Here is a 13,651-nt window from a genome sequence, read left to right on the forward strand (position 1 = left end):
CGTCATGATTTGGGCTAGACTGTGCCAGTGTGCAGCTGCTGCGCGCCCGACATGCGGGGGTGCAGCCCGAAAGGAAGCCGGAACGTGCGACGCTTTGGACCGCGAGCCTGCAAACCCGTCCGGACGATTGGGGCGGGCGGGGGGTCTTTCTTTGCTGCATCCGTTTTATCAGGAGAGACATGCAATGAATCCGATTTCTCAACCGCTTGAGTTTCAGGCAGCGGCGATCCGTATGGCGGGCTACGCGGTGGTCAGCCAACTGGAGATCATGCAGATCATGACCCGTGCGGCGTTTGAATTGCCGATGGCACCGCTGCAGGGGCTGACCACGACCGATGCGCCCGCAGCCCGCAAGGCCGCTCCGTCGAAACCGGCGGTAGCGAACCGTGCCAAACCTGCCTCCAGACCAAAGGCGGTTGCTGCGCGACCCAAAGCGGCCCCGAAACCCAAAACAGCGGCGAAGGCGAAACCTGCTGTTGGCACAGCCGCGCCTGCGATCAAGCCTACGCCCAAGGCGACTCCGGCAAAGGTCCCGGTCAAACCCATCGCGACCGGGCCTAAAGCTGTTGCGGCGGTGAAACCAGAGCCCGCGACCAAGGCGAAAACCTCTTCGGGCGCGCCAAAGCCGGTGACGGCACCCAAGCCGGCCGCAAAAGCCGTACAGCCGGCCCCGGCCAAACCCGCGGCGCCCAAAGCCGCTCCGGTCAAGGCCGCAGCGCCGAAACCGGTCACTGCCAAAGCGGCCTCGTCCAAGCCTGCACCAGCAAAAGCTGAGCCACAGAAGGCGACCGCCACCGCATCCACCGGGCAGGCCAAACCCGAACCACGCCGCGCACGGGCGCCGTCCAAACCGCCAGCGATGCCTGCAACAAAGACAAAATCCGACACGTAACACGGATCATCGGCTTGACACCGTCGGGCAGGCGCGCCAACGCTGCCCGTCATGATGGATCTTCGCCCTGTCGGATATGTGATTGGCCTGCTGGTCGCCATTCTAGGGGCGACCATGCTGCTGCCGATGCTTGCCGACCTGATCGAAGGGCGGGGCGAGTGGCACGTTTTCTTTGAAAGTGCGGTCATCACGCTTCTGACCGGCAGTGTCCTGGCGATGAGCTGCTCGAACGGGGTCGGGGAAGGTCTGACCATCCGTCAGACCTTTTTGCTGACCTCGGGTGTCTGGCTGGCGCTGCCGGTATTCGGCGCCATCCCGTTCCTGTTCGGGGCGACCGAACTGCGCTTTGTCGACGCCTATTTCGAGGCCATGTCAGGCCTGACAACAACGGGCTCGACGGTGATTTCCGGGCTCGACGAGCTGCCTCAGGGCTTGCTGCTGTGGCGCGGTGTGCTGCAGTGGCTGGGTGGCATCGGCATCATCGTCGTCGCCATGGTGTTCCTGCCCGAACTGCGCGTCGGCGGGATGCAGATCTTCCGCTCGGAAGGGTTCGAGACGATGGGAAAAATCCTGCCCCGCGCGCAGGAGATCGCAGGGCAGATTTCGCTGATCTACGTGTTTCTGACCGTCGTTTGCGCCCTAGTCTATGCCGGGCTTGGAATGGGTTTTTTCGATGCGGTCGTACATGCGTTGACCACATTGTCCACGGGCGGGTTCTCCAACTACGACGCCTCGTTCGGAACCTTCTCAGGACCGGCCGAGTATGCGGCCTCGGTCTTCATGATCTTGGCCGCGCTGCCCTTTGTGCGCTACGTGCAGTTCGCCAACGGCACGACCAATTCGCTTTGGAAAGACAGCCAGATACGCGCCTTTCTGGGAACCATTGCGGTGTTGGTGGTGATCATGTCGGTGTTTCTGACCTCGGTCTTCCCGCATCATTGGGAACAGGCGTTTCGCGAATCGCTGTTCAATATCACCTCGATCATTTCGGGCACGGGCTATGCCAGTGTCGACTATATGGGCTGGGGCAGCTTCCCGATCATGCTGTTCTTTTTGATCGGCCTGATCGGAGGCTGCGCGGGCTCGACCGCATGTTCGATCAAGATATTCCGGTACCAGCTGCTTTTTGCTTCGATCAAGACGCAAATCCGACGCATCCGCTCGCCCCATGGGGTGTTTATGCCGCGCTATGACGGGCGGGCGATCGGGCGGGACGTTTTGACCTCGGTCATGAGCTATTTCATGTTCTTCGCGCTGTCGCTGGGCGTCTTGTCATGGGCGCTGGCCTTGACCGGGCTGGATTTTATCACATCCGTGTCCGGGGCCGCGACGGCGCTGGCCAATGTGGGGCCGGGGCTGGGCGATCAGATCGGACCGGCAGGCAACTTCGCGGGCCTGAATGACGGCGCCAAGTGGCTGCTGATCATCGGGATGCTGGTCGGCAGACTTGAACTGCTGGCCGTCTACGCGATCTTTACCGTTCAATTCTGGAGAGGCTGATGAAACGACCCCTGGGGGCGCAAATCTCGCACATGCTGAGGGATCGTGGCGTCGATGTGATCTTTGGTATTCCCGGTGTTCATAATCAGGAAATGTATCGCGGCATCGAAGAGGCCGGGATCACTCATATTCTGGCCCGCCATGAGCAGGGGGCGGGGTTCATGGCGGATGGCTATGCCCGTGCCTCGGGCAAGCCGGGGGTCGCCTATGTGATCACCGGCCCGGGCCTGTGTAACATCATGACGCCGATGGGGCAGGCCTATTCGGATTCCGTGCCGCTGCTGGTGCTATCCTCCTGTCTGGACGATGTGCAGGCCCAACGCGGGCAGCTGCACCAGATGAAGGATCAGCGCGCAGCGGCTGAGACGGTAACCGACTGGTCCTGTCAGGCAAACGATGCGCAGGCGGCTTACGGATTGATTGAGCGCGCTTTCGAAGAGTTTGAGCTTTCGCGCCCGCGCCCCAAGCACATTCAGGTCCCTATCGCGCAGTTGGAGGCCGAGGCGGTGCCCGCGCCCTTCCCGAACCAGCCTGCGCTGCGCAACAAGACATTGCCGCCGGATGTGGCGCCAGTCCTGTCACTTCTCAATATCGCGCAACGACCCTTGTTCATTCTGGGGGGCGGGTGCCGGTCGAACCTGTGGCGGCAGATATTGATGCAGCTGGGGGCGGCATGTTTCACGACCTATGCAGGGCGGGGTCTGCCCGGGGCTGACTATCCGCTTGATTTCGGGTCGACGCTGCCGCGACCGGGCAGTGCCGAGGTGATCGCCTCGGCGGATCTGGTCGTGGTCGTCGGGGCCGAACTGGGCGAGGTTGATCTGTGGCGGCGTGATCTGGGCCATACCGCGACGATGGTACGCGTCGATCTGGACCCGCAGGTCCTGTCGGATCACCACCGCGCCGCAGTCAAATTGCAGGCAGATGGCGAGGGCTTTGCCCGTGCGTTGTGGACTGCAACCGAAGGGGTGAAACCGGCCACCGGCTGGTCCGCGGAAGAAGTGCGCAACGCCCGCGTGCGCTGGCGGGCCGAGGTGGATGCTGAGCGCCCGGGGATTGTTCCGGTGATCGATGCGTTGCGGGCCGCGATGCCGGTGGACACGATGATCTATTCGGATATGACCCAGTTTGCATATGCCTCGAAAGAGGTCTGGGACATGGCCTTCCCCTATCACTGGCATCACCCGACCGGGTTTGGCACGCTGGGCTATGCCCTGCCTGCCGGGATCGGAGGCGCGGTGGCGCGAGGGGGTAAGCCGACAGCGGTGATCGCGGGCGACTACGGGTTCCACTACACGATGCAAGAGCTTGGGGTTGCGGTAGAGCTTGGCCTGTCGCTGCCCATCATCCTGTGGGACAACGGCAAGCTGAAAGAGATCGAGGACAGCATGGTACGGGGTCAGATTGCACCCAATGCTGTGATCGCACGCAATCCGGATTTCTGCAGACTGGCCGAGGCTTTCGGGGCGCGGTCGGCGGCACCGGAAACTCTGGATGAGATGCAGGCGGCCGTGCGTTCCGCGTTCAGGGCCGCAGGGCCAACGCTGATCCGCGTCACGCCGGATATCCTGTGAACCCATGAAAAAGGCGCCACAGCTGAATGCGGCGCCTTTCTATCTGGTGACTCAGTCCCAGCAGTGCACCAGAACGGTCATTCCGTTGGCGCGGCGGCTCAGTTCATTCGGTGAAATCCGGGCCGACGCCTGCGCAGGTTGGCCCGAGATGCCCGCTTTGCTCAGCACCTCGGTCAGGCGCCCGACATTGGCTGCCAGACTGACTGCGTCGGGCAGGGTGCGCCCGTCCGAAGGCGTAGGCAGCAACATGCCAACGACGCTGCCGCTGTCATCAAACACGGGCCCGCCCGCATCACCCGGCTGGGCCGCAAGGGCAAGGCGTTTGACGCCATCCTCACCGTTCAGGCCGCGAATGTCGGCAATCTCGCCGAAGGTCAGGGTTGGGGCACCCAGCGCGCCTTGGTAGGAAAAGCCCGACACGGCGACCTGAGACTGGATGCGCGGCTGGTCCGCACGGAATTCGGCGACGCTGATTGGCGCCAGCGTTTGGCTGGGGCGCAGGACAGCGACGCCGAGATCGGCATCCTGCCACGCAACCTGTACCTCCTGATCGCCATCCAGCGTGATGCGGGTACAGCCGTCTGCAGCCTCGGCTACGGTCAGGACCGCCCCGCTGGCATCAGCGAAGAAGCCGGATCGCGACAGGCGCGGTTTGCGGATTTGCAGGCCCGAGATCAGATCGATGCGCTGTTCCGCATCCGCCCCGGCACCGGCATCCAGCACGGCGTCGGTGGTGGTGAAACTGGCGCGCATCGCCGCGAGAACCCGGGCGCGGCGCGCCTCGTCGCCCTGGGGCCAGACCAGCGTGAAGCCTTTGATCTTGCCTTCCTTCAGCGCAGCCTGCGTGAACGAAACAATCCCGTCACCGCGCCCTTCGATGGTGAAGCTGTTGCCGCGCAGTGCGCGCTCGCCTTCGAGCGGGATGATCTCAAGCGATTGCATCACCTGATACAACGCGCGCAGCGTGGCGGGTGAACCTTCCTGTGAGATCAGCAGCGCTTTGGCACCCAGATCGGATGTCGGTTTGAAATGGGCGAAAGGCGCCTCGTAGCGGTCAAAACCCAGGACGCCCTGCGGCATGTCCAGTTCGATCCCGGCTTGCGGGTCAGAGTACCGCTCCATCCCGACGCTGATCAGCGGTGCGTTGTAGTCATCCAGCAGGGCTTTCCGCTGTAACGTCGTCAATACGCCAGTTGCTTCGAACCCGTTGAACCTCTGCCAGTCGCTCATCGACCGGCGGGTGCCCTGACCGAACGCACCGTCAATGGTCGAGTTGTAGAAGCCTGCGGCCTGCAGTGCGGTTTGCAAGTCCTTGCGTTCCTGCGCCGTCAGCAGGCGTTCACCCTGCAGCGCCTGCGAGCGGGTTTCGTCGGAGGCTTGCGGGGTCAATCCGGCCTGTGGTTGTTGTGGTTGCGGTTCCGGTTGGACAGGCGCGTTGATCAGACCCCGGTCGAGGATATTGACGCCGACCGGCCAGAACTGCTGCCCCAGAGCGCTGGAGAAGGCGATAAAACTGTCCGTTGGTATCTGACGTTCGGCGCGGTAGACGCGCAAAACCTGTTCGGCATCGTCACGCAAATATGGCCCGATAACAATGGCATACCAGCCACTGTCCAGACGAAATCCGTTCACGTCCGGCAAAGCGTTCGCGTAGGCTTGTGCCCGTTCCTGCGCCTCGCGCAGTGAGGGCTGTGCCTCGATCTGAACCCAGACGCCAAGGTCTTGCTGGGCGAAGGCGGCGCGCAGGCCGAAGAGGAAAAAGAATAGAGTAACCGTAAATACGCGTGTCATTGTCTGCCCGTGTTATGCAGTGTTTTCACTTTGGCGCAGATTACGCGGAATCGACCTGTGATTGCCATGCCCGGAATACGGGGAATTCTGGGTGTGGCTGCGCAGTGACAGAGTGGCCCAATGGCCCGTTGACGCCCAACGGCCCCTTGCATAGGAAGGACCGAACCCACCGGAACCGGGCGCATGGGCGCCCAGAGGGAATGTCATGACCGAACCGTCCAGCGCACCACGTTCGTTTCAGGAGATCATCCTGCGGCTTCAGACCTATTGGGCCTCAAAGGGTTGCGCGATATTGCAGCCCTACGACATGGAAGTTGGGGCTGGGACTTTCCACCCCGCGACCACTCTGCGCGCTTTGGGGTCCAAGGCTTGGGCAGCGGCCTATGTGCAGCCGTCGCGCCGTCCGACCGACGGGCGCTATGGTGAAAACCCGAACCGGTTGCAGCATTACTATCAGTATCAGGTGCTGATCAAACCCAGCCCGCCGGATCTGCAGGAGCTTTATCTGGGTTCGTTGCAGGCCATCGGCATCGATATGGAGCTGCACGACATCCGCTTTGTCGAGGATGACTGGGAGAGCCCGACGCTTGGTGCCTGGGGGCTGGGCTGGGAGGTCTGGTGTGACGGTATGGAAGTCAGCCAGTTCACCTACTTCCAGCAGGTCGGCGGGCATGACTGCGCGCCTGTCTCGGGCGAGTTGACCTATGGTCTGGAGCGGTTGGCGATGTATGTGCTGGGCGTCGATCACGTGATGGACATGCCGTTCAATGACCCTCAGTCACCCAGCCCGCTAACCTATGGCGATATCTTCAAGCAAACCGAAGAGGAATACGCCCGCTGGAACTTTGACGTAGCCAATACCGAGGTTCTGCTGCGCCACTTCCAAGAGGCCGAGGCTGAATGCGCCGCCATTCTGGCGCAGGAACATGACGATCCAAAAACCGGCAAACGCATTATCATGGCGCACCCGGCTTATGATCAGTGCATCAAGGCATCGCATATCTTCAACCTGTTGGATGCGCGGGGGGTGATCTCGGTGACCGAACGGCAGGCCTATATCGGACGGGTTCGGGCGCTGGCCAAGCAATGCGCCGACGCGTTCGTGCTGACCGAGGCGGCGGGCCACGTCGCGTGATCGCCGTAAGCGCTGTTATGAGACGGAGGCGTGACGCATGACCGGAAAATTGCTGGCTATTCTGCTGGTTGTCTGCGCCGTCGCGGCGGGTGTCGGCATGTATTACCTGCAGATTTATGGGTTTTACTATGAGGTCGAGCCAATCCCTGATCGGGATGTGGCCCTGCTGAGGCAGGGGGGTGCGACCCCCGAACCCATCGCCTATACGGCGTTTCAGGCGATTGACGCCGACAGCTCTCCGATCCGCTACAGGGCCTGTTTCGAAACCGATCTGACGCCCGATCAGATGACCGGGTTCGTCGCGGTCGAAAACCCGGAGCCGCTGACCGCGCCGGGGTGGTTCGACTGTTACGATGCGGTCGCTCTGGCCGGAGCGCTGAAATCGGGGCAGGCGCAGGCGTTCATGGGCGCCAAGAACATCCACTATGGCGTCGACCGTATTGTGGCGGTGACTCAGGACGGCAAGGGCTATGTCTGGCACGCGCTGAACAATTGCGGCGAAAAGGCCTATGACGGGACGGTCGTGGGCGAGGAATGCCCGCCCCGACCCGAGAACTGACGCAAATGGGCACGGTTGTCGAGATCCCGGATTTCCTGACTGCGACGCTGGGCTTTGCGGTCTATCTGCTGGGGGCCGAGATCAACGCCCGTGTCGCGCCCCTGCGCAGCTTTAACATCCCCGAGCCGGTAACCGGAGGGCTTCTGGCGTCGCTGGTGGTACTGGCTCTGTATCTGGTGTTCGGGGTTGAGTTGTCTTTTGGCCTGACCGCGCGCGATTTCCTGTTGGTGCTGTTCTTTGCGGGTATCGGTCTGAACGCCCGCCTGTCTGATTTAATTGCGGGCGGCAAGCCATTGCTGTTGCTTTTGATTTTAACGCTCCTGACCATTGTCGCGCAGAATGTCATCGGAGCTGCCGGGGCGACGCTGTTCGGTTATCCCGCTCAGGCCGGGGTCCTGTTCGGCTCGGCTGCGCTGATCGGCGGGCACGGGACCGCGATTGCCTGGGCACCCGAGGTTGCGCAGGCCACGGGGCTGGGTGGTGCGACCGAACTTGGCGTTGCTGTGGCCACATTGGGCCTTGTGCTGGCCGCTCTGGTCGGGGGACCCATCGCGCGGCTGCTGATCGAGGGGCGCAAGCTTGGCCCCGACCGGCCTGAAGAAGAACACACGGTGGGCTTGCCCAATGAGGCCGACCAGAAATCCGGTATCGATCATCTGACGGTCATGCGCGTGCTTTTGCATCTGAATCTGGCGATCATCTCGGGCTACGTGTTGAGTGAGGCGATCAGTGCCGCCGGGCTCAAGCTGCCGCTGTTTGTACCCTGCCTGATCATGGGGATCGTGATCGCCAACCTGCGCGCAATGATTGCCCCGAATGCGCCACCCGTGTCGCGCACGCCCTCGCTGGCGCTGATCTCGGAATTCGCTCTTGGCGCCTTTCTGGCGATGTCACTGATGAGCCTTCAACTTTGGACAATCGCCGAACTGGGCCTCGCAATCGCGGTGATCATGACAGCGCAAACCCTGTTTGCGGTCGCCTTCGTTCTCTGGGTTCTGTTCCCGATGATGGGCTCGAACTATCGCGCCGCCGTTCTGTCCGCCGGGTTCGGGGGCTTTGCGCTGGGCGCGACCCCGACCGCCATCGCAAATATGACCGCTGTGACCAAGCGATATGGCCCGTCGCCTATTGCCTTTATCGTGCTCCCCCTTGTATCCGCCTTCTTTGTGGATATCGCCAACGCCATCGTCATTCAGACGATTGTGAATTTCTAAGGACCGACCATGCCCGACCTGCTGATCGAACTGTTCTCCGAAGAGATCCCCGCGCGGATGCAAGCCCGCGCCGGTGAGGATCTGAAAAAGCGGATCACCGATGGTCTGGTCGAGGCCGGTCTGACCTATGCCGGGGCCGCTGCGCTCACCACGCCCCGCCGTCTGACGCTGGCGGTTGAGGGGCTGTTGGCCGAAAGCCCCACCATCCGCGAAGAACGCAAGGGCCCCAAGGTCGGCGCGCCGGACAAAGCCATCGAAGGTTTTTTACGCGGCGCGGGCCTAACCCGAGATCAGTTGGAAGAGCGCGACACGCCCAAAGGCGCGGTCTATTTCGCCACCATCGAAAAACCCGGTCGTCCGGCAGCCAAGATCGTGGCCGAAGTGCTTGAGGCGACGATCCGCAACTTCCCGTGGCCCAAGTCGATGCGTTGGGGCGCGGGCCAGATGCGCTGGGTCCGCCCGCTGCATTCGATCCTGTGCATCCTGAGCGATGAGGCGGGCGCGCAGGTGGTGCCGCTTGAGGTCGAGGGGATCACATCCGGTGATACGACTGCGGGCCATCGTTTCATGGCTCCAGACCGGTTTGCCGTGACCTCGTTCGAGGATTACGCCGCCAAGCTGAAACGCGCCTTTGTGGTGCTCTCGCCCGAAGAGCGTGCCGAGCATATCTGGAACGATGCCCAGAACATGGCTTTTGCCGCAGGTCTGGAAGTTGTCGACGACAAGAGTCTGCTGGCTGAGGTTGCCGGTCTGGTCGAATGGCCCGTTGTGCTGATGGGGCAGATCGACGAAGAATTCCTCGAACTGCCGCCCGAGGTTCTGCAAACGTCGATGAAAGAACACCAGAAGTTCTTTTCCGTGAGGAACCCCAGAACCGGCCGGATCGAACGCTTCATCACAGTCGCCAACCGCGAAACCGCCGACAATGGCGCGACCATACTGGCGGGGAACCAGAAAGTTCTGTCGGCGCGTCTGGCCGATGCGAAATTCTTCTGGGAGAATGACCTGCGCGTCGCCAAATCGGACATCGCCCAATGGACCCGCGCGTTGGAGAATGTGACCTTCCACAACAAGCTGGGCACGCAGGCCGAGCGCATCGACCGCATCGCCGCACTGGCCCGCGAACTGGCCCCGGTGGTCGGTGCGGATGCAGATCAGGCCGAGAAAGCCGCGCGTCTGGCCAAGGCTGATCTGAGTTCCGAGATGGTCTATGAATTCCCCGAACTTCAGGGGCTTATGGGGCGTTATTACATTGAAGCGGCAGGCGAAGACGCTGCCGTGGCCGCCGTGGCACAAGAGCATTACTCGCCGCTTGGGCCGTCGGATGACGTGCCGACCGCGCCGCTGTCCGTTACCGTGGCGCTGGCCGACAAGCTGGATACATTGACCGGGTTCTGGGCGATTGATGAGAAGCCCACCGGGTCGAAAGACCCCTTTGCGCTGCGCCGTGCGGCGTTGGGGGTTATTCGGCTGACTCTCGAAAATGGAGTCGTGCTCAGGTTAGGGGAACGGTTGCTGAATCCTCTTCGATTTGCTCGCGTACACGCCAATATGGCGGAGCAACGACATTTGAACGCGAGCGGCAGCGTTAGCGAAAACGAAGTTAATTCAAGGCGTTTCACAGAACTTGCAATTGAGGCGACGGAGATTGGAAACCGTTTGCGCCTCGGAGCTGGCGCGCAAGCAGACGAAGCAGGGTTGATTGAAAATCTTATGTCCTTCTTCCACGACCGCCTCAAGGTCTTCCTCCGTGAAGAGGGCATCCGCCACGACATCATCGACGCCTGTATCGCGATGGAGGGGAATGACGACCTCAACCTGTTGGTCAAGCGCGCCCGTGCTCTAAACGCGGTTATTGCGACCGAGGATGGGGAAAACCTCGTGCAGGGGTTCAAGCGAGCCAACAACATTCTGTCTCAGGCGGAAGAGAAGGATGGGGTTGAATACTCCTATGGCGCGGATGTGAAATTTGCCGAGACCGACAGCGAAAAGGCGCTGTTTGCAGCGCTTGACGCGGCAGATGCCAAGATCGATCCGGCGCTGAAGGCCGAGGATTTTCCGACAGCCATGGCGGCAATGGCCGAACTGCGCGGGCCGGTGGATGCGTTCTTTGAGGACGTGCAGGTCAACACCGACAATGACATCCTGCGCCGCAACCGCCTGAACCTGCTCAGCCAGATCCGCAAGGTCTGCTCAAGCGTGGCCGATCTGACCCGTATCGAGGGATAACGCCCTTGCGCCAAGGGCGCAGGGGCTTATGCTGCGGTGAAACCAAAAGGTGCCGCAGTGCAGAATAATCCGCATACCACGCTTATCACCCCCATAGCGCCCGTGAACGCCAATACCCATGGCGGCCGGGCGAAATGCCTGCAACGTCTGGTCCGGCTGGAGATGCCGGTGCCACGTACGGTGGCTCTGTCCTTTGACGCGGTGCAGCAAATTGCCGAAGGGCAGGTGCCTGACATCGCCGCCATTCTGGATCAGTTTGATGCTGAGGCGTTGCTATGTGTGCGGCCAAGTTCGGAAGACCCGGATTGGGGCGGGCCAGGTGCGGTGCTGAATATCGGCATGAATGATGCGCGCTATCTGGACCTGTCGGCGGATATGGGCGCAGAAGCGGCGGCGGCGTTGTATCTGCGGTTCGTGCAGAGCTATGCGTTGCATGTGGCGCGTTTGGACCCGGATGTGTTCGACGATATCGAGACGGATGGGCGCGAAGGGCTCAGCCTGTCGCTGCGTGCTTATGAAGATGAAACCGACGAGGCGTTTCCGCAGGATCGGGGAGAGCAGCTGATCGGTGTGCTGCGCTCGATGGCGCGGGCGTGGGACGGCACCTCGGCCCGGCTTTTGCGGCAGGCCAAGGGCGCGCCTGCGGATGCCGGTTTAGGGTTGGTGATTCAGGAGATGATTCCCGGTGTCGGGCAGGGCGAATGCGGCTCGGGCGTGTTGCAACTGATCGATCCGGCGACGGGGATGCCTCAGATCACGGGGCGGTATCTGAGCCAGAGTCAGGGGCGCGATGCGCTGGGTGAGGGCGTGGCCGCGCTGTATCTGGAGAAGGATGAACGGGGCCAATCGCTGGAGGACGTGGCGCCCGAGGCGTTCGCCGATCTCAAGGCCCACGCCGCGCTGATGCGTGAGAAGCTGCGCGAAGAGATGCAGGTCGAGTTCGTGGTGCAGAACGGCCAAGTGCACATCCTGGACGGCGTGCGGGTTCCGCGTGGATCGCGGGCCGGGATGCGGATCGCTGTGCGCTTGGCCGAAGACGGGATCATCCCGCCGCAAGAGGCCGTTATGCGGATCGACCCGCATTCGCTGAACGAATTGCTGCACCGGCAAGTCCACCCCGAGGCTGAGCGAGATGTGCTGACCACGGCCATCGCCGCCAGCCCCGGCGCCGCCACCGGGCGGATCGTGTTTACCGCGGCCGAGGCGCAAGCTAGCGCTGCACGGGGCGAGCCCTGTATTCTGGTACGCCGCGAAACCTCGCCCGAGGATGTGCGCGGGATGCACGCCGCTGTGGCAGTTCTGACGGAAAAGGGCGGCATCACCAGCCATGCGGCGGTGATTGGACGGGGGTTGGGTCTGCCTTGTATCGTCGGCGCGTCCGAGATGCGGTTCCAGACCAAGAAAAAACTGCTGAACGCGCCGGATGGGCGCGTGTTCAAAACGGGCGATATTCTGACCATCGACGGGACGTCCGGCCAGGTTCTGGCTGGGCAACCCGAGATGCTTGAGGCAGCGCTGGACGATTGTTTCCAGACCCTGATGGGATGGGCGGATGCCGAGCGGGACATCGCCATCCGCGCCAATGCCGATACCCCCGCAGATGCGCAGACTGCGCGGAACTTTCAGGCGCAGGGTATTGGCCTGTGCCGGACAGAACACATGTTCTTTGACCCCGGTCGCCTGACCGTGATGCGCGAGATGATCTTTGCGCAGACGCCCTCGGGCCGAGCTGCGGTGCTGGAACGCCTTCTGCCGATGCAGCGGCAGGATTTCGTACAACTGTTCCGGATCATGGAGGGGCAGCCGGTCTGCATTCGCCTGTTCGATCCTCCCCTGCACGAGTTCCTGCCCACCACCCGCACCGGACAGCGCGAACTGGCCGAAGCGCTGGATTTGCCTGTGTCGGATGTGGAGCGCCGGGTCGAGGCAATGAGTGAATACAACCCGATGCTGGGTCTGCGCGGGGTGCGTCTGGGCGTGACCGTTCCGGAAATCTACGACATGCAGGCGCGTGCAATTTTTGAAGCGACGCTGGAGGCCAGCAAGGAAGGCGCGCCTGTGGTGCCCGAGGTGATGATCCCGCTGGTGTCGGCCAAGCGCGAGGTCGAGCTGGTCAAAACCCGTATCGATACGGTCGCGGCCGAGGTCGCCTCGGAGCAGGGGCAGGAGTTCGATTATCGATTGGGCGTGATGGTGGAAACACCCCGGGCCTGTTTGCGCGCCGATGAGATCGCTCCGCATTCCGCCTTTCTGAGTTTTGGGACCAACGACCTGACCCAGATGACCTATGGCTTGTCGCGCGACGACGCGGGGCGGTTCATGTCGGCGTACGTGCATTTGGGGGTCTTCAACGAAGACCCGTTCCACGTGTTGGATGGCGACGGGGTGGGTGAGTTGTTGAAACTGGGGGCTGAACGCGGACGTAAAGCGCAACCAGACGTTACACTTTCTGTTTGTGGTGAACACGGTGGTAACCCCGAATCAATCGCCATCTGCAGGGCCCTTGGGTTCGACTATGTGTCCTGTTCCCCCTTCCGGGTTCCGGTCGCTCGGCTGTCTGCCGCTCAATTGGCGATTTCGTCCAAACTTGGGGGTTGACTTGCCCCCAAAGCCCTAAGAATAGTGGGTCAGGGATGGGCTTGCGGCTGAAAAAATTTGGCCGAACAGGCAAGATTCCACTTGCATTTTTTTCAGAACTGGACGTTTCGCTTCGTCTGGGGTATTAGCCTCGTCGCGCCCGCCGGGGGAGGGTTTGGC

9 protein-coding genes are annotated in these 13,651 nt (G+C 62.0%); 7 read left to right on the forward strand and 2 right to left on the reverse strand.

Annotation, left to right across the window (positions count from 1 at the left end; genetic code table 11):
- Positions 1 to 240: 240 nt before the first annotated feature.
- Positions 241 to 945, reverse strand: a complete 705-nt coding sequence (locus RA27_RS23060; protein WP_052265154.1) for a hypothetical protein — start codon at positions 943 to 945, stop codon at positions 241 to 243.
- Here RA27_RS23060 and RA27_RS03030 point away from each other — a divergent pair.
- Both RA27_RS03030 and RA27_RS03035 read left to right on the forward strand, forming a co-directional pair.
- Positions 944 to 2,392, forward strand: a complete 1,449-nt coding sequence (locus RA27_RS03030) for a TrkH family potassium uptake protein (protein WP_039534857.1) — start codon at positions 944 to 946, stop codon at positions 2,390 to 2,392. The genes RA27_RS23060 and RA27_RS03030 overlap by 2 nt on opposite strands.
- Entirely contained in the window at positions 2,392 to 3,966 is a 1,575-nt protein-coding gene (locus tag RA27_RS03035; RefSeq protein WP_039534859.1) for a thiamine pyrophosphate-binding protein, read from the forward strand. The genes RA27_RS03030 and RA27_RS03035 overlap by 1 nt, the downstream gene beginning before the upstream one ends.
- A 51-nt stretch (positions 3,967 to 4,017) precedes the next feature.
- Here RA27_RS03035 and RA27_RS03040 read toward each other — a convergent pair whose 3' ends face one another.
- Positions 4,018 to 5,757, reverse strand: a complete 1,740-nt coding sequence (locus tag RA27_RS03040) for a serine protease (RefSeq protein WP_039534861.1) — start codon at positions 5,755 to 5,757, stop codon at positions 4,018 to 4,020.
- Positions 5,758 to 5,962: 205 nt separating this feature from the next.
- On the opposite strand from RA27_RS03040, the gene RA27_RS03045 reads away from it, so the two are divergent.
- From RA27_RS03045 to RA27_RS03065, 5 genes are read left to right on the forward strand one after another with little or no spacing between them, the layout of a single operon-like run.
- Positions 5,963 to 6,892, forward strand: coding sequence for a glycine--tRNA ligase subunit alpha (locus RA27_RS03045; protein WP_039534863.1), 930 nt, complete (start codon positions 5,963 to 5,965; stop codon positions 6,890 to 6,892).
- A 37-nt stretch (positions 6,893 to 6,929) separates the two neighbouring features.
- A complete protein-coding gene (locus RA27_RS03050; protein ID WP_039534865.1) occupies positions 6,930 to 7,451 on the forward strand; it encodes a DUF6446 family protein in 522 nt (173 codons plus the stop codon).
- Positions 7,452 to 7,456: 5 nt separating this feature from the next.
- Positions 7,457 to 8,665, forward strand: a complete 1,209-nt coding sequence (gltS, locus tag RA27_RS03055) for a sodium/glutamate symporter (RefSeq protein ID WP_039536887.1) — start codon at positions 7,457 to 7,459, stop codon at positions 8,663 to 8,665.
- Positions 8,666 to 8,674: 9 nt separating this feature from the next.
- Positions 8,675 to 10,894 carry a glycine--tRNA ligase subunit beta gene (gene glyS / locus RA27_RS03060; protein ID WP_039534867.1) on the forward strand — a complete coding sequence of 740 codons (2,220 nt, stop codon included), beginning with the start codon at positions 8,675 to 8,677 and terminating at the stop codon, positions 10,892 to 10,894.
- A 36-nt stretch (positions 10,895 to 10,930) separates the two neighbouring features.
- On the forward strand, positions 10,931 to 13,492 hold the full coding sequence (locus RA27_RS03065) for a putative PEP-binding protein (RefSeq protein WP_082025018.1): 2,562 nt from the start codon (positions 10,931 to 10,933) through the stop codon (positions 13,490 to 13,492).
- Positions 13,493 to 13,651: the final 159 nt, after the last annotated feature.

The organism is Ruegeria sp. ANG-R, from assembly GCF_000813985.1.
Classification (GTDB): Bacteria; Pseudomonadota; Alphaproteobacteria; order Rhodobacterales; family Rhodobacteraceae; genus Ruegeria.